We start from the raw sequence: 17,820 nt of genomic DNA on the forward strand, positions 1-17,820 counted from the left end.
GGCGCAGCGGCTGCAGGTGCAACGGCGGTCGCCAGCGCAGGCTGCTGCATCACTGGCGCAGCATAAGCCTGTTGCATGACCGGATAGCCAGCGTTCGCAGGTGAACGGCTGATACGAACTGACTCTTCGCCTTCAGAGATTTCCAGCTCGGAGATGCCAGACTCTTCTACCAGTTCGATCAGTTTCTTAATTTTACGAATATCCATGAGTGTGGTTCCGTACTCTGTTTAATTGGAATGTGACAGGCGTTTTACTGCCGTTTGTAAAGCCCATGAGTATCCATCAGCGCCAAGTCCACAAATGACGCCAGCAGATACATCAGAAAGATAGGAGTGATGTCGGAACGGCTCACGTGCATGCACGTTCGAGAGATGCACCTCAATAAAAGGGATGCTAACCGCCAACAGGGCATCACGCAGTGCAACGCTGGTATGCGTGAATGCAGCCGGGTTGATGATGATGTAATCCACATTGCCACGGGCCTCGTGAATACGATCAATCAACTGAAACTCTGCATTCGATTGCAAATGACTCAATTTCACATGGTGCTGATCGGCCTGCTGGGTCAAATCGCTGACAATTTCTGCCAACGTGGTGTGCCCATACTTCTCAGGCTCGCGCGTTCCCAACAAATTCAGGTTGGGGCCGTTTAAAAGCAGTATGTGAAATTCGTGCGCCATCTTGCTGCTATCTCCTGCAATCAGTAAGGCATCGCGTAAAATACCGCGACATCTGTCGTTTGTCACTCCTGAGAGTGAAAAAGACGACTTCGCTTGCAATAAAGCCGGGCATTATATCCGTTTCGTCGCAATTCGCAGCAAAATACTGGTCTTATCTGCGAAGTTGATCCGATGCGGCCCGAAGGCCACACCTTTTATCAGATTTCACAGCAGGAAGACAACCATGCGGGGATTATCGATGCAGAAGTTTACGCAACTTATTGTAACGCCAACCTAACAGCACTAAAGCCACCAGCGCATAAATCCAGGGCTGCGGGGAGAAGACTTTCACCGACCAAAGATAGTGGATAGGTGCGAGGATCGCGACAAGATAGATGCCGTTGTGCAGGGTTTGCCAGCGACGGCCAAGCTTACGTTGGGCACGTTGAAATGAGGTGATGGCGAGGGCAAACAGCACCAGCCAGCAGATCATACCCAGTAACAGATAAGGACGTGAAACGATCTCACTACCCAGCAGTTGCAGGTGGTTATAACCCAGTTCCAGCAGGTAATAGCTGGTCAAATGCAAACATGCCCAGGCAAAACACCACACGCCGAGCAGGCGGCGGGTGCGAATCAGCAGAGGCTGTTTCAGGTAACGCGTGAGTGGGCTCACCAGCAGCGTCGCCAAAAGCAACTTTAACGCCATTCTGCCGGTAAAATGCTGGATATCTTTCGCCGGGTCGGCACTTAACCAACCCTGGCTGGCAGCCATAAACAGATACACAAACGGCAGGAAAGCCGCGAGATGCAGCACCACTTTTAACAGGGTGATATGGCGTAACGTCAGTCGCACTCAGTAATTCTCCCGTAAATCGAGCCCGCGATACAGTGAAGCCACCTCTTTAGCGTAGCCGTTAAACAGCAGGGTTGGCTGGCGTTCGACATTCAGAATGCCGCCGGAACCAATAAAACGCTCGGTGGCCTGCGACCAGCGCGGGTGATTCACATGGGGGTTAACGTTGGCATAAAATCCATATTCGTTATTGGCGATTTGATTCCATGTGGTAGGAGGCTGGTCGCGCGTCAGGGTGATTTTAACGATGGATTTGATGCCCTTGAAACCGTATTTCCACGGCACCGTCAGGCGAATCGGGGCGCCATTCTGTGGCGGCAGCGCTTTACCGTACACGCCGGTGCTTAATAGTGTGAGAGGGTGCATCGCTTCATCAAGACGCAACCCTTCCACATACGGATAATCCAGCCCACCGCCAATAAAGCGATCTTTCTGACCTGGCATCTGGTCCGGAGCATATAACGTCTGAAAGGCGACAAAGCGGGCATTGCTGGTGGGTTCAGCCAGTTTGAGTAATTTATTCAGCTCAAAGCCCACCCAAGGGATCACCATCGACCACGCTTCAACACAGCGCATGCGATAAATACGCTGCTCCATGGCAAAACGTTTAAAGATGTCGTCCATATCCAGCGTGATCGGTTTCGCCACTTCACCTTCAATGCGCAACTGCCAGGGCTCAGTTTTCAGCGTGCCGGCGTTGGCAGCTGGATCGGCCTTATCCAGACCAAACTCATAAAAGTTGTTATAGCCAGAAACCTTGTCAAACGGTGTCATCGGCAGATCGGCCTGATACTGCGCGGGTTTGGTAAATTGCAGATCGCGACCTGCGGGGGCAGGTGGACGGTCATTGCCTTTAAACCAGCTCAGCACATCTGCCTGCGCCGCGCCGGGTAAACTTGCCGCAGCGGCGCCTAATCCCAGCGCTTTCAACACCTGACGGCGGCGCATATTAAAGATGCTCTCGGGCGTCACGTCGGATTCGGTAAGGTATTGCTTCAGCTTCATGGCATTCTCCGGCGAAAAAGGTGGTGTTGTACTCAGCATGATCAACTCGCGCTGGACACGCCACTTTGCCCGGAAAAATATGAAATTTCCTGGCAAGCGGGCTCTGTTGAGAATAGGACGAAAAAGTCCGTGTGAAACGCAAGCCATCACACTTTGCGGCTATACTCGCGCCGCAGGTCCGATTAGCATGGCGCACCGCCTAATTTGATGCGCGTCTGGCGCTGATTCAGACGATGTTTTGTGCTATTTTGCTCAGGTTTACGCCAATGAGCAGGTTGGCGCCGTCGGATGGCGACCGTTTAGAACCGCAGTGATACAGGCACAGGGATGCGATTAACAACTAAGTTTTCTGCGTTTATTACATTATTAAGCTTACTGGCAATGTTATTGATGCTGGTCGGCTGCGCTTTTAGTTTTATCTGGCTATCGCAACAGCGCGTTGAAACACGCGTCAATACGCTAGCGACCGAAGTCGATAAAGCGCTGACAACGCAATCGCCACAAGAACTGACGCAGTGGTTGACGCGCATCATGCCGGTGATCAATGCGGAACAAATTGAGATGCATAACGGCAATACCGTGGTGTTTCAACTCGCTCGCCATGAAAATCCTATGCTCGAAGATGAGCCGAATCGTTTTATTCAGTTCGATCTTCCGTTAGTGCACTCTCCCGGCCTTGAGCTGCGTGTAGTGGTACTCGATCCTGCGAAAACCTGGTTCCGTTCCTTTACCGGTGCCTATACGCTGATTGTCCTGCTCAGCGTGGTGGCGATTATGTCGGCTTTACTGGTGATGACGCATCGCTGGATCAATCGTCGCTGGCAGCACATGGAGCGTTTAGAAGCTCGCTCCGAGCGTATTCTGGCGGGTGAGCGCGTGCCCTACGTCGGCCATTATGCCGAATGGCCGCCAAAAGCCAGTCGCGCCATTGACACTTTGCTTAACGATCTTCAGGAAGCGGGCGAGCAGCGCTTGCGCATTGATACGCTTATCCGTACGTTTGCCGCACAGGATTCACGCACCGGCCTGAATAACCGCCTGTTCTTCGATAACCAGTTAGCCACGCTGCTGGAAGATCAGGAAGATGTGGGCACGCATGGCGTGGTGATGATGGTGCGCCTGCCCGATCTCGACACGCTTCATGAAACGCTGGGCCAAACGCTGGTGGATGAATACCTGTTTGACCTGATTAATATGCTGTCGACATTTGTTCTGCGATATCCAGGCGCTTTACTGGCACGCTATTTCCGCAGCGATTTTGCCGTGTTATTGCCGCACCGCACGCTCAAAGAGGCCAACAGTATCGCCGATCAGTTGATCAACGCGGTCGACTCATTGCCGCCGATGCGTATGGTCGATCGCGATGATTTAATCCACATTGGCATCAGCGCCTGGCGCAGCGGAGAAACCGTGCCGCAGGTGATGGAAAATGTCGAGATGGCGACCCGTCGTGCCGCCTTGCAGGGCGGTAACAGTTGGTCAGTCGGTGAAGGCAATACCTTAGACATGGGACGTGGTAGTGTGCGCTGGCGAACGCTGCTGGAAAACACGCTTAATCGCGGCGGCCCACGTCTTTACCAAAAACCGGCTGTGTTGCTGGATGGCAAAGTGCACCACCGTGAAATGCTGGCGCGCGTGTTCGATGGCGACAAAGAAGTGGTGTCGGCCGAGTTTATGCCACTGGTGCTGCAACTGGGTTTGACCGACAGTTGGGATCGCCAACTGGTGACGCGAATCGCGGCACTCTCTGAAGTGTGGCCTGATGAAACGCTGGCGTTACCCGTCAATATTGACTCCTTATTACAGCGTCCATTTCAGCGCTGGCTGCAAAAGCTTTTGCTGCAATGTACAAAATCGCAAAGAAAACGTTTTTTATTTGAACTTGCTGAGGCTGATGTTTGTCAACACATCAATCGCTTAGTGCCGGTTTTCCAAATGTTGACCGCGTTTGGTTGCCGTGTGGCGGTGGATCAGGCGGGCATGACCGTGGTGAGCAGTGCTTATATCAAGCAGTTCCCAATCGAAGTGATCAAACTCGATCCGGGGCTGGTACGTAATATTGAACGTCGTACTGAAAACCAGTTATTTGTGCAAAGTTTACTGGAAGTGTGCAAATCCACCTCGACACAAGTTTTTGCTGCGGGCGTGCGTACGCGCGCGGAGTGGCAAACGCTGGCGAATCTGGGCGTGGCAGGTGGGCAGGGTGACTTCTTTGCCCCATCATTGCCGGTGAACAGTAACGTGAAAAAACATTCACAACGTTATCGAATTTAGGTCTTCAGCCAGTAAAGTAGCGCTGAGGGGCCTTTTTCTGCCCTTTGGTGGATTACGTCCGCGCTTATGATGGCTGGAAATGTTAGATTTTATGTCGAAATTCGCCCGGTGATTAAGGGGGAATTTACGTTTAATAGGGCGGCTTAGCGCTATTTAACGGCGGCCAGGGATAAGCGAATCGGCCCAAAAAATTATTCAGCGTATTTTTTCACCGAAGCAGAACGTTTTTGCGCCTTGTAGCGGCTTCGCGTGGTTGGTAAAGTAGGCGGATTTTATTTTCCGCCCCCAGCTTGCAGGATTATCCCTTAGTATGTTTAAAAAATTTCGTGGCATGTTTTCCAATGACTTGTCCATTGACCTGGGTACCGCGAATACCCTGATTTACGTAAAAGGACAAGGCATCGTGCTGAACGAGCCTTCCGTGGTTGCCATTCGTCAGGATCGTGCCGGTTCGCCAAAGAGCGTTGCGGCCGTAGGTCATGACGCCAAGCAGATGCTGGGTCGTACTCCAGGCAACATCGCGGCCATCCGTCCTATGAAAGATGGCGTGATCGCCGATTTCTTCGTGACTGAAAAAATGCTCCAGCACTTCATTAAGCAAGTGCACAGCAACAGCTTTATGCGTCCAAGCCCACGTGTGCTGGTCTGCGTACCGGTTGGCGCCACTCAGGTTGAGCGCCGTGCTATCCGTGAATCTGCACAAGGTGCAGGCGCGCGCGAAGTGTTTCTGATTGAAGAGCCGATGGCTGCCGCAATTGGTGCAGGCCTGCCGGTATCTGAAGCAACCGGTTCGATGGTGGTGGATATCGGTGGTGGTACCACTGAAGTGGCCGTTATCTCCCTGAACGGCGTGGTCTACTCTTCTTCTGTACGTATCGGTGGTGACCGCTTCGATGAAGCTATCATTAACTATGTGCGCCGCAACTACGGTTCACTGATTGGTGAAGCCACTGCGGAACGTATCAAGCACGGCATTGGTTCTGCCTATCCGGGTGATGAAGTACACGAAATTGAAGTACGTGGTCGTAACCTGGCAGAAGGTGTACCGCGTGGTTTTACCCTGAACTCCAATGAAATCCTCGAAGCGCTGCAAGAGCCGTTGACGGGTATCGTGAGTGCAGTGATGGTCGCGCTGGAACAGTGCCCACCAGAACTGGCTTCTGATATCTCCGAGCGCGGCATGGTGCTGACCGGTGGTGGCGCATTGCTGCGCAATCTGGATCGTCTGCTGATGGAAGAAACCGGTATTCCGGTTGTCGTTGCAGAAGACCCGCTGACCTGCGTCGCGCGCGGCGGTGGTAAAGCGTTGGAAATGATCGACATGCACGGCGGCGATTTGTTCAGCGAGGAGTAAATCCTCATCGGCTGAGACCGTGGTCAAATTGCGCAGGGAGTCGCGCCTATCGACGCTGCGCACGACGGCGAGATGCGTCCAGCCCTGGAGGCGTTAGTCATAAGACTGGCGCTTCTTCCCTGATGTCGAGGAACACGCAGAATTTATGAAGCCGATTTTTAGCAGGGGGCCTTCCCTGCAGTTGCGTCTCTTTCTGGCAGTCATTGTGGCTATCGCGATTATTATCGCAGACAGCCGCGTGAGCTCCTTCTCCCAGATCCGCAACTACCTGGACACGTCGGTAAGTCCATTTTATTTTCTGGCCAATGGGCCGCGACAGCTTCTTGACGGCGTCTCAGAAACGCTGGCTTCACGCCAGCAGCTCGAGCTGGAAAACAAAGCGCTGCGCCGTGAGCTCTTCCTGAAAAACAGTGACCTGCTGATGCTGGGGCAATACAAGCAGGAAAACGCACGTCTGCGTGAGCTGCTCGGCTCGCCGCTGCGTCAGGATGAGCACAAGATGGTGACCCAGGTGATTTCAACCGGCACCGATCCGTATACCGATCAGGTGGTTATCGATAAAGGCAGCGTAAACGGTGTTTACGAAGGCCAGCCGGTGATCAGTGATAAAGGTGTAGTGGGTCAGGTGGTGGCTGTGGGTCAGGTGACCAGCCGTGTACTGCTGATTTGTGATGCTTCGCATGCGTTGCCGATTCAGGTGTTACGTAATGATATTCGCGTGATTGCGGCGGGTAACGGCTGCAGTGAAGATTTGCAGCTGGAACATCTGCCGGGCAACACCGACATTCGTGTCGGCGATGTGCTGGTGACGTCAGGTCTCGGCGGGCGTTTCCCTGAAGGCTACCCGGTTGGAGTGGTCTCTTCCGTGAAAGTCGATACCCAACGTGCCTACACCGTGATTCAGGCGCATCCGACGGCTGGCCTGCAACGTCTGCGTTACCTGCTGCTGTTGTGGGGCGCGGATAAGAATGGCGACATGCCAATGGCACCAGATGAAGTTCACCGCGTGGCGAATGAGCGTCTGATGCAGATGATGCCGCAGGTCTTGCCGCCAGCAGGCGAAATGGGCCCACCGGCACCGGATATGATGCAGCCTACGCAGCAAATGGGGCCGCCGGCACCCGCTAACAGCAGTCGTTCGCAAGGGATCCCAGCGAACACACGCGGAGGCCAGCCTTGAGTCGATATCGCAGCCAGGGCCGATGGGTTATCTGGCTGTCCTTTCTGATTGCCCTCATTCTGCAAATCATGCCCTGGCCGGAACAAATCTACATGTTCCGGCCTTCATGGCTTTTGTTGATCCTGGTTTACTGGGTTCTGGCATTACCGCACCGGGTTAATGTTGGTACAGGCTTCTTTTTAGGGGCCGTGATGGACCTGGTGGCCGGTTCGACGCTGGGGGTGCGCGCGCTGGCGTTCAGCATCATCGCGTATCTGGTGGCCTTCAAATTTCAGCTATTCCGAAATCTGGCGTTGTGGCAGCAGGCATTAATGGTTATGGTGCTGTCGCTCGCGGTGGATGTCATTGTTTTCTGGGCTGAATTCCTGGTCATCAACGTCTCATTTCGCCCGGAAATCTTCTGGAGCAGTGTGGTCGACGGCATTCTGTGGCCCTGGCTATTCTTATTAATGAGAAAGATTCGCCGACAGTTCGCTGTTCAGTAAGGAAGACTATGATAAGCCTGTATCTCGCATCCGGTTCACCGCGTCGACGTGAACTGCTCACGCAATTGGGTCTGCAGTTTGAACGTCTGATTACGGACGTTGAAGAGCAGCGCCAGCCAGAAGAAGCGGCGGAAGTGTATGTTCGCCGTCTGGCTTTGGACAAAGCGCGAGCTGGCGTGGCGGTCGCGCCGCAGGATTTACCGGTGCTGGGTGCAGATACCATCGTGGTACTCAACAATGACGTGCTGGAAAAGCCGCGCGATGCTGCACACGCAGCGCAGATGTTGAGTCAACTCTCCGGGCAAACGCATCAGGTGATGACCGCCGTCGCGCTGGCTGACAGTGCACGCGAGCTGGATTGCCTTGTCACCACTGATGTGACATTCCGCAATATCACGGCAGAAGAAATCTCGCACTATATTGCCAGCTGCGAGCCGATGGACAAAGCCGGCGCGTACGGAATACAGGGTCTGGGCGGCAATTTTGTCCGCAAGATTAATGGAAGCTATCACGCCGTAGTGGGATTACCGCTGGTTGAAACCAATGAGTTGCTGAGCCACTTTCAGTCACTGCGTGCGTTAAGGGGACAAGATGACGGCTGAGCTGCTGGTTAACGTTACACCTTCTGAAACCCGTGTCGCCTATATTGATGGCGGCATTTTGCAGGAAATCCACATCGAGCGCGAAGCACGGCGCGGTATCGTGGGGAATATCTATAAAGGTCGCATCAGCCGCGTGTTGCCCGGTATGCAGGCTGCGTTTGTCGATATCGGCATGGATAAAGCCGCCTTCCTGCACGCTTCTGACATCATGCCGCACACCGAATGCGTGGCGGGTGATGAGAAGAAAAACTTTGTCGTACGCGATATCAGCGAGCTGGTGCGTCCCGGCCAGGATCTGGTGGTACAGGTGGTGAAAGATCCGCTCGGCACCAAAGGTGCACGACTCACCACTGATATTACGTTGCCTTCTCGTTATCTGGTGTTTATGCCAGGTGCATCACACGTTGGAGTATCACAACGCATTGAAAGCGAAGCCGAACGTGATCGCCTGAAAGCCGTCGTGGCGGCCTACTGTGACGATCTCGGCGGCTTTATTATTCGTACTGCTGCCGAAGGCATCTGTGAGGAAGATCTGGCGCAGGATGCCGCCTTCCTCAAGCGTCTGTGGACCAAAGTCAGCGAGCGCAAAAAACGTAATCAGACGCGCTGTCTGCTGTACGGTGAATTAGCGTTGGCACAGCGCGTGCTGCGCGACTTTGCCGGCGCAGCGCTGGATCGCATTCGCGTTGATTCACGTCTGACCTGCGATCTGCTGGTGGAATTTACCGGCGAATATATCCCGGAAATGGCCAGCAAGCTGGAGCTGTACAGCGGCAAACAGCCAATCTTCGATCTGTTTGATGTTGAGAATGAAATCCAGCGCTCACTGGAGCGCAAGGTTGAACTCAAGTCGGGCGGCTATCTGATCATCGATCAAACCGAAGCCATGACCACCGTCGATATTAATACCGGTGCATTTGTTGGGCATCGTAATCTCGACGAAACCATCTTCAACACCAACATTGAAGCCACACAGGCGATTGCTCGCCAACTGCGTCTGCGCAATTTGGGCGGCATTATCATCATCGATTTTATCGATATGAGTAATGACGACCATCGTCGCCGCGTACTGCATTCGCTGGAAAGTGCGCTGAGCAAAGATCGGGTGAAAACCGGTATCAACGGCTTCTCGGCGCTCGGTCTGGTGGAAATGACGCGCAAACGCACGCGGGAAAGTATTGAACATGTGCTCTGTGCCGATTGCCCGGTGTGCAAAGGGCGCGGCACGCTGAAAACGGTGGAAACGGTCTGCTACGAAATCATGCGCGAAATCGTGCGTGTGCATCATGCTTATGATTCCGATCGTTTCCTCGTTTATGTTTCCCCGGCAGTGGGCGAGGCGTTAAAAAGCGAAGAGTCACATGCGCTGGCTGAAGTGGAAATCTTTGTCGGTAAGCAGGTTAAAGTCCATGTTGAGCCGCTCTATACTCAGGAGCAGTTTGACGTCGTCATGATGTAAGTCGTGAGGCTGAACGCCGTTATTCAACGGGAAGCAAGGAGAGGTGTGTGAGGCGGTTGCCGAGGATTTTGTTACTGCTGCTCGCCGCAATCATCGTTATTGTGGCGCTGCTAGTCAGCGGGTTGCGCCTCGTGATGCCGCATCTCAACAGCTATCGCAGCGACATACTGCAGACGATTTCACGCGTCAGCGGAGTGACGGTGGATGCCAGCGAGCTGCAGGGTAAATGGGAGAACTTCGGCCCAACCCTGCAGGTGCGTAATCTCAACGTTGTGATGCCTGAAGATGGCAAACTCACCATTGGCCGCGTAAATCTGGCGCTTAACGTATGGCAATCGCTGCTGCACTGGCGCTGGCAGTTCCGTGATCTTACCTTCTGGCAACTGCGTCTCGAAACCAATCATCCGCTGCTCACCAGCGATCAACAAAAAAATAGCTTTAAGCCGGCGCAAATCAACGATCTGTTTCTGCGCCAGTTTGACCACTTTGATCTGCGTGATAGCAGCATCCGTTTTCTCACGCCCTCTGGCCAGCACGCTGAGCTGGCGATTCCGCGCCTGACCTGGCTCAACGAAAGCACGCGTCACCGTGCGGAAGGGGAAGTCAATCTCTCCAGCTTTACCGGTCAGCATGGTGTAGTGCAGGTGCGACTCGATCTCAACGATACCAACGGATTACTCAACGATGGCCGCATCTGGATGCAAGCGGATGACGTCGATGTGCGTCCGTGGATCGGTCCGTGGCTGCGCGACAACACCAGCCTCGAAAGTGCCCGTTTCAGCTTGGCGGCATGGGTGAATCTACGTGATGGCGATGTCTACGCCGGTGACCTGTTGCTCAGTAAAGGCGGTGCACGCTGGCGCGGCGAACAGGGCGATCACCAACTGCAGGTCGATGGCTTAACCGCGCATCTGGCGCGTTTCCAAAATGGCTGGAGTTTGTCCGTCCCGCAAACCCGACTCAGCACTGATGGCATCGCCTGGGCGCCGGGGCACTTCTCATTGCTGTGGAAGCCGGAAGACCAGCAGATGCTGGGCGTCAACAGTGGTGCGGAGGTGCGTGTGCGTGCCACGCAACTGGATCTGGAGCGTCTGGCACCGTTGGTGCCGCTGTTCAAACCCTTATCCCCTGCGTTACTGGATAACTGGCGTGCATTGCAGCCGCGCGGCAACATCGATGCGCTGGCGCTGGATATTCCGCTCAATCAGCCCGAACAAACCCGCCTGCAAGCCAAATGGCGCAACCTGGCGTGGCAGCATTGGGAGCTGTTGCCAGGGATCAGCAATCTAAACGGTACCGCCAGCGGCAGCGTGAGTAACGGTCGGTTGGATGTGGCGATGGGACAAGCGGAAGTGCCTTATGGCGACATGTTCCAGGCGCCACTGCAAATTCAACAGATCACTAGCAAACTGAACTGGCAGCGCGATGCCAGCGGCCTCACGCTGGATGGTCAGAATCTTGATGTTCAGGCACGTTCCCTGTGGGCGCGCGGTGATTTCCGCTATCAGCAAAATATCGGCAAAGCGCCACAGCTGAATATTCTGGCGGGCATTCGCGTCACCGATGCGGGTGATGCCTGGCGCTACTTCCCGGAACCGCTAATGGGCCATGATCTGACCCATTTCCTCAGCGAGTCGATCAAAGGCGGGAAGGTGGACAATGCCACGCTGTTGTTCGCCGGTAATCCCAGCCTGTTCCCGTTTAAGCACAATGACGGCATGTTTGAAGTATGGGTGCCGCTGCGTCAATCCACCTTCCAGTTCCAGCCCGGTTGGCCCGCGCTGGAAAACCTCGATATCGACCTCGATTTTGTTAACGACGGCCTGTGGATGAAAGCCGAGAAAACCAAATTGGGAGAAGTGGATGCGCGTAACGTCAGCGCGGTGATCCCGGACTACCTCAAAGAGAAGTTGATTATTAATGGCGATCTTAGCGGTCAGGGCAAGCAGATTGCCGATTACTTCGAACAGACGCCTCTGAAATCGACGTTGGGCGCGGCACTGCAGCAGTTGCAAATCGGTGGCAATGTGCGCGGTTCATTGAATCTCGATATTCCGCTGGATGGTGAATTGGTACATGCCAGCGGTAATGTTGTGATGAACAATAACAGCCTGCACATTAAGCCGTTAAACACCACGCTGGAAAACCTCACCGGACGTTTCCGTTACAACAACGGCAACCTCGAAAGTGAAGAGATGCAGGCCAACTGGTTTGGTCAGCCCACTGGCGTCAGTTTTACCACTACCGAAAACCCTGACAACTTCGGTGTCAACGTGAAGCTGCTGGGCGACTGGCAGCCGTCGAAACTGAAAGTGTTGCCAACCAGCGTCAGCAGTCAATTGAGCGGCAGTCTGCCGTGGCAGGGCAATGTCGACATCACGCTGCCACACAAAGGGGGCGCGACCTATAAAGTCGATTTGCAGGGCGATGCAAAAACAGTAAGTAGTCACTTACCTTCGCCACTGGATAAGCAGTCGGGCGAAGCGATGCCCATCGCCATTAACGCCACCGGTGATCTGAAAGGATTTACGCTGAGCGGTAGCGTGCGTGAACACAACCGCTTTAACAGCCGTTGGATTCTCGAACCTCAGCTGCGCGTGGATCGCGGCATCTGGCTCAACGATGCGAAAAGCACGCCGAAGCTGCCAGAAAAACGCGGGATGGAACTCAATTTACCGCCGCTGGATGGTGAAGCCTGGATGGGGCTGCTGGCGGGAAGCAGTGGTTCGCGTAATGCTCAGGGCGAAACGGAAGTCGGCGGCGCGCTGTTACCAGGCGATGTAACTCTGCGGACACCGGCACTTATGCTCGGTGGCCAGCAGTGGCATGACGTTAATGCCACCGTCACACAAGGGCCGACCGGCAACACACAACTCCAGCTGGAAAGCCGCGAAGCGCGAGGCAGTTTGCAAACCGCACAGCATGCGCCATGGCAAATCGACCTTAGCTATCTTTACTACAATCCAGAATGGGCGAACAGCAGCGACAACAACGCCTCGCCGTTGGGTGACAACAGCAGCACAGTAGACTTCAGTAACTGGCCAGCGATGCAGCTAAACTGTGATGAGTGCTGGCTGCGCGGGCAGAAGTTTGGACATATGCAGGCCAGATTACAGCCGCAGGGAGATACGTTAGCACTTACTAACGGTAGCGTGGATTCCGGCAGTGCAAAGCTGAAGATCAACGGAGAATGGGTCAATAAGCCGGGCAATCAGCGTACCTCATTAAAAGGCAGTCTGAGCGGTAAAAACATTAATGATGCCGTTAACTGGTTTGGGATGAATACCCCACTTCGTGACGCGCCGTTTAACGTGGATTATGACCTGCACTGGCGTTCCGCCCCGTGGCAGCCTTCAGCGGAAACGTTGAGCGGTACGCTGAAAACCCATTTTGGCAAAGGCCAGATTGCGGATGTGAACACCGGGCGTGCGGGGCAGTTGTTGCGCCTGATGAGTTTTGACGCCTTGCTGCGCAAGCTGCGCTTCGATTTCAGTGACACCTTCAGTGAAGGCTTCTATTTCGATTCAATTAACGGCACGGCGTGGATCGAAAACGGTGTGATGCACACGGATAACCTGCTGGTTGATGGCCTTGAAGCGGATATCGCCATGCAGGGGCAGATCGACCTGGCAAAACGCCAGATTGATATGGAAGCGGTCGTTGCCCCTGAGATCTCCGCTTCGGTGGGAGTGGCAACGGCCTTTGTGGTCAACCCGGTGATCGGGGCCGCCGTATTTGCCGCCAGTAAAGTATTGGGCCCGCTGTGGAATAAGATCTCGCTACTGCGTTATCACATTAGCGGACCGTTGGATAAACCGGAAATCAATGAAGTGCTGCGCAAACCGCGCGAAGACGACAAGAAGTGAATTTGACGCCGTCGGGGAATTGCCGCAGGCTATGACTATCCGAGCACATAATGAGTGAGAAACGATGACTCTGAATCTGGTAAGTGAGCAGTTACTAGCTGCGAACAGCATTAATCAGCAGGACCTTTTTTCCCTGTTAGGGCAGCTTTCAGAACGTCGTCTGGATTATGCCGACCTCTACTTCCAGTCCAGTTTCCATGAATCCTGGGTGCTGGAAGACAAAATCATTAAAGATGGTTCTTACCACATTGACCAGGGTGTCGGTGTGCGTGCTATCAGTGGTGAGAAAACCGGTTTCGCTTACGCAGACCAAATCACCCTGAACGCCCTGCGCCAGTCTTCTGCAGCCGCGCGCAGTATTGTGCGTGAGCAGGGCAATGGCAAAGCGCATACACTTTCAGCTGTGATCAACCGTTCGCTATATGCGCCGGTGAATCCGCTGGACAGCCTGACGCGCGAAGACAAAATTGCACTGCTGCATCGTGTTGATACCGTGGCACGTGCGGCCGATCCGCGCGTGCAGGAAGTCAATGCCAGCCTGACTGGCGTGTACGAGCAGGTGCTGGTGGCGGCGACCGATGGTACGCTGGCTGCGGATATCCGCCCACTGGTGCGTCTGTCGATCAGCGTGCAGGTGGAAGATCAGGGTAAACGTGAACGCGGCTCCAGCGGCGGCGGCGCGCGTACCGGTTATGAGTTCTTCTATGCCGATGAAAACGGTGATGTGCGTGCCGATGCATGGGCGCGTGAAGCGGTGCGTCTGGCGCTGGTGAACCTCTCTGCCGTGGCCGCGCCTGCGGGCACCTTGCCGGTGGTATTGGGCGCTGGCTGGCCGGGCGTGCTGCTGCATGAAGCAGTCGGTCATGGTCTGGAAGGCGATTTCAATCGTCGTGAAACGTCGGTCTTCAGCGGTAAAATGGGGCAGCTGGTGGCCTCTGAACTCTGCACCGTGGTTGACGATGGCACCATCGAAGGCCTGCGCGGCTCACTGGCAGTGGATGACGAAGGCGTGCCAGGCCAGTATAACGTCCTGATCGAAAACGGCGTGCTCAAAGGCTATATGCAGGACAAGCTTAACGCGCGTCTGATGGGCGTACCGCCAACCGGTAACGGACGTCGTGAATCCTATGCGCACTTGCCGATGCCGCGTATGACCAACACCTATATGCTGGCGGGTAAATCCACGCCGCAGGACATCATTTCCAGCGTTGAGTACGGGATTTATGCGCCGAACTTTGGTGGTGGTCAGGTGGATATCACCTCCGGCAAGTTTGTGTTCTCAACTTCAGAAGCCTATCTGATTGAAAACGGCAAAGTCACCACGCCGGTGAAAGGTGCAACGCTGATTGGTTCCGGTATTGAAGCAATGCAGCAGATCTCAATGGTCGGTAACGATCTGGCGCTGGATAAAGGCGTTGGCGTGTGCGGTAAAGAGGGGCAGAGTGTGCCGGTCGGCGTCGGCCAGCCAACCCTGAAGCTGGATAAAATCACCGTCGGCGGAACTGCATAATCATTGCTGGTGCGCATCAATGCGCACCTTCCGAATGACAGTAAAGTCTGATGTCCCCATGACGCACCATTTCGAATGGCCGTGGAGTCTGATGATTCCACGGCGGCCTCTACGAATGACCGTAAGTTGATGTTCGCATGGCGGACTCTACAGATTATCGAACAGTCTGAGTTTCCCTACGGCGCACCTTACAAATAGTCGTTTCGCGCATCGTAGGGACACCCTGTATGGCGCCCAGACCGTTAACTCTTACGATGCTGCTGATACTGTTGCGCCACCTGCTTAAAGTACTCGGTCAGATAATCGATACATACCTGCACCTTCAACGGCATCTTGTCTTTCTCGGTATAGAGCGCATACACCGGACGCGGTTCTGAGTGATATTGCGGGAACAGAATATCGATCTCCCCGGCGTTAATCTCATCAATCACCCACATCAGGGGGACATAGGCGATGCCGCAACCGGCTTTCAGCCAGCGAATCAGCGTCTGTGAATCATTGGTGACGAAGCGACCCTGCGGCGTCAATCGCGTCACCAGACCTTCCGGTGCGACCAGTTCAAAGGTGTTATCCGGGCGTACGCTGTACTCCAGCCATGAAAAATTATCGATTTCACCCGGTTTGTCTGGCGTACCATGCTGTGCCAGATAACTTTTTGCGGCACAGACCACCATCGGCATCGCGCCCAGTCGGCGCGAGAACAGGTTTGAATCTTGCAACGCGCCTACGCGGACTACGAGATCCAAGCCGTTAGCGATCAAATCTGGCGCGGGAATGCCGGTAACCAGATTGACGCTCAGGCCAGGATATTCGCGCAGCATATCGCTGGTCATTGCAGACAACACGTTTTGCGCCATGGTGGAAGAGCAGCCGATACGCAGAATACCGATCGGCGTATTATTAAAGGCATAAAGCTGTTCGTGCACCTGAGACGCTTCAGCCAGCATGCGGCGGCAGCCCTGATAGTAGATCTTACCTGCTTCGGTCAGACCAATACTGCGCGTACTGCGATTTAACAATTTGACCTGCAACTCATCTTCCAGTTTGGCGACAATTTGGCTGATTGACGAAACGCTAAGATGAAGCTGACGTGCCGCGGCGGTAAAAGAACCTAATTCAACCACTTTGGCGAAAATGGACATGCCTTTAAGTCGTTCCATTGTTTACTCTGGCTAAAAAGTGATTTAGCTCACAATATGTAGAAAACGTATAGTCATGCGCGTTACTATACGCACGCTGGGTCTGTTCACCGCACCTTAACACGGCTGTGTTTACACGATGATACGCTATCATTAGCTCAACGCGGCCTGAATGTTGCCATCAGTCTCCCAATCATCCCCTGATTCTCAACCCGACGTGCCATGCGGCATGAGGGCAGGTATCGGTGCAATCCGGCAAGGTCGAACTAAGGAACCGTAATGAGTGTGCTTCCGGTATTTGTCGTATTCGGGCTGAGTTTTCCGCCCATCTTCATTGAACTACTGGTTTCTCTGGCGCTGTTCTGGCTGGTGAAACGCGTGCTGACGCCCAGCGGAATTTATGACCTGGTGTGGCATCCGGCACTTTTTAACACAGCGTTGTATTGCTGCGTGTTTTACCTTGTATCCCGTCTATTCGTCTGAGGTTTTTAAGTGAAAGCGCTCATAAGAAAAATCGCGCGTTACGCGATTACTATCCTGCTGGTTATCATCGCAATCGTGATCATCTTCCGCGCATGGGTGTTCTACACCGAATCGCCCTGGACGCGTGACGCCAAATTCTCCGCTGATGTGGTGGCGATCTCGCCGGACGTGACCGGCCTTATCACTGACGTGCCGGTGCACGACAACCAGCTGGTGAAACAGGGGGATACGCTGTTTGTCGTGGATCGCCCGCGCTACCAGAAAGCGCTGGATGAAGCCCAGGCGGATGTCGAATATTATCAGGCATTAGTCAATGAAAAGCGTCGTGAAGCGGCGCGCCGTAATCAACTCGGCACCAGTGCCATGTCGCGTGAAGCCATCGACCAGGCTAATAATGATCTGCAAACCAGCGAACATCAGCTGGCAAAATCGGTGGCAACGCGCGATCTGGCGGTGATCGACCTGGATCGCACCACCATCAAAGCGCCTTCAGATGGCTGGGTCACTAACCTGAACGTTTATCAGGGCGAGTTCATCACCCGTGGTTCCGTTGCCGTGGCATTGGTACAGCAGCACTCATTCTATGTGCTGGCTTATATGGAAGAGACCAAGCTGGATGGCGTGCGTCCGGGCTTCCGCGCTGAAATCACCCCGCTGGGCAGTAATACCGTATTGCGCGGCACGGTGGACAGCATCGCGGCGGGCGTGACCAACAGCAGCAGCAGCGTGGACAGCAAAGGTATGGCGACCATCGATTCCAACCTCGAATGGGTACGACTGGCACAGCGCGTACCGGTGCGTATTCGTCTTGACGATCAACCGGGCAGCCGCTTCCCGGCGGGCACTACCGCCACGGTAGTGATCACCGGTGATAAAGATCGCCAGACCAAAGTCTCGCCGTTGACGCAGTTCTTTAACCGCCTGCGCGAGTTTGGTTAAGCGAGGGCG

At 54.3% G+C, this 17,820-nt stretch carries 14 protein-coding genes and 1 pseudogene; 10 read left to right on the forward strand and 5 right to left on the reverse strand.

What is annotated here, in order from left to right:
* The 4 genes and pseudogenes from JK231_RS24240 to msrP all read right to left on the reverse strand — a co-directional run.
* Positions 1 to 206 (reverse strand): annotated as a pseudogene (locus tag JK231_RS24240) (acetyl-CoA carboxylase biotin carboxyl carrier protein); the annotation flags it as partial.
* 21 nt (positions 207 to 227) lie between these two features.
* Complete coding sequence (gene aroQ / locus JK231_RS24245; protein ID WP_058959566.1) at positions 228 to 680, reverse strand: type II 3-dehydroquinate dehydratase; 453 nt, start codon at positions 678 to 680, stop codon at positions 228 to 230.
* A gap of 232 nt (positions 681 to 912) precedes the next feature.
* Positions 913 to 1,515, reverse strand: coding sequence for a protein-methionine-sulfoxide reductase heme-binding subunit MsrQ (msrQ, locus tag JK231_RS24250; RefSeq protein WP_034831066.1), 603 nt, complete (start codon positions 1,513 to 1,515; stop codon positions 913 to 915).
* Positions 1,516 to 2,520 (reverse strand): protein-methionine-sulfoxide reductase catalytic subunit MsrP, encoded by a 1,005-nt coding sequence (gene msrP, locus JK231_RS24255; protein ID WP_034831065.1) that lies wholly within the window; start codon positions 2,518 to 2,520, stop codon positions 1,516 to 1,518.
* Between the two features lie 327 nt (positions 2,521 to 2,847).
* On the opposite strand from msrP, the gene csrD reads away from it, so the two are divergent.
* The 8 genes from csrD (at position 2,848) to tldD (ending at position 15,250) form a co-directional block, all read left to right on the forward strand.
* On the forward strand, positions 2,848 to 4,794 hold the full coding sequence (gene csrD, locus JK231_RS24260; protein WP_160834438.1) for an RNase E specificity factor CsrD: 1,947 nt from the start codon (positions 2,848 to 2,850) through the stop codon (positions 4,792 to 4,794).
* Between the two features lie 310 nt (positions 4,795 to 5,104).
* A complete protein-coding gene (gene mreB / locus JK231_RS24265; RefSeq protein ID WP_007891976.1) occupies positions 5,105 to 6,148 on the forward strand; it encodes a rod shape-determining protein MreB in 1,044 nt (347 codons plus the stop codon).
* 145 nt (positions 6,149 to 6,293) lie between these two features.
* Complete coding sequence (mreC, locus tag JK231_RS24270) at positions 6,294 to 7,328, forward strand: rod shape-determining protein MreC (RefSeq protein ID WP_034830877.1); 1,035 nt, start codon at positions 6,294 to 6,296, stop codon at positions 7,326 to 7,328.
* Positions 7,325 to 7,813 (forward strand): rod shape-determining protein MreD, encoded by a 489-nt coding sequence (mreD, locus tag JK231_RS24275; protein WP_034830875.1) that lies wholly within the window; start codon positions 7,325 to 7,327, stop codon positions 7,811 to 7,813. The genes mreC and mreD overlap by 4 nt, the downstream gene beginning before the upstream one ends.
* 8 nt (positions 7,814 to 7,821) lie before the next feature.
* Positions 7,822 to 8,415 carry a Maf family protein gene (locus tag JK231_RS24280; protein WP_211729817.1) on the forward strand — a complete coding sequence of 198 codons (594 nt, stop codon included), beginning with the start codon at positions 7,822 to 7,824 and terminating at the stop codon, positions 8,413 to 8,415.
* Complete coding sequence (rng, locus tag JK231_RS24285) at positions 8,405 to 9,874, forward strand: ribonuclease G (RefSeq protein WP_097119476.1); 1,470 nt, start codon at positions 8,405 to 8,407, stop codon at positions 9,872 to 9,874. Before JK231_RS24280 ends, rng begins: the two co-directional genes overlap by 11 nt.
* 47 nt (positions 9,875 to 9,921) lie before the next feature.
* Positions 9,922 to 13,740 carry an AsmA2 domain-containing protein YhdP gene (gene yhdP, locus JK231_RS24290; RefSeq protein WP_211729818.1) on the forward strand — a complete coding sequence of 1,273 codons (3,819 nt, stop codon included), beginning with the start codon at positions 9,922 to 9,924 and terminating at the stop codon, positions 13,738 to 13,740.
* 64 nt (positions 13,741 to 13,804) lie between these two features.
* A complete protein-coding gene (gene tldD, locus JK231_RS24295) occupies positions 13,805 to 15,250 on the forward strand; it encodes a metalloprotease TldD (RefSeq protein ID WP_211729819.1) in 1,446 nt (481 codons plus the stop codon).
* Positions 15,251 to 15,492: 242 nt separating this feature from the next.
* Here tldD and aaeR read toward each other — a convergent pair whose 3' ends face one another.
* Entirely contained in the window at positions 15,493 to 16,410 is a 918-nt protein-coding gene (gene aaeR / locus JK231_RS24300; RefSeq protein WP_038644372.1) for an HTH-type transcriptional activator AaeR, read from the reverse strand.
* 258 nt (positions 16,411 to 16,668) lie between these two features.
* Between aaeR and aaeX the strand changes: the two genes are divergently transcribed.
* Positions 16,669 to 16,872 carry a p-hydroxybenzoic acid efflux pump operon protein AaeX gene (gene aaeX, locus JK231_RS24305; protein ID WP_021508145.1) on the forward strand — a complete coding sequence of 68 codons (204 nt, stop codon included), beginning with the start codon at positions 16,669 to 16,671 and terminating at the stop codon, positions 16,870 to 16,872.
* A gap of 9 nt (positions 16,873 to 16,881) precedes the next feature.
* Positions 16,882 to 17,811, forward strand: coding sequence for a p-hydroxybenzoic acid efflux pump subunit AaeA (aaeA, locus tag JK231_RS24310; RefSeq protein WP_211729820.1), 930 nt, complete (start codon positions 16,882 to 16,884; stop codon positions 17,809 to 17,811).
* Positions 17,812 to 17,820: the final 9 nt, after the last annotated feature.

Origin of the sequence: Pantoea sp. JGM49, from assembly GCF_018257655.1 — a bacterium.
Lineage (GTDB): Bacteria > Pseudomonadota > Gammaproteobacteria > Enterobacterales > Enterobacteriaceae > Pantoea > Pantoea communis.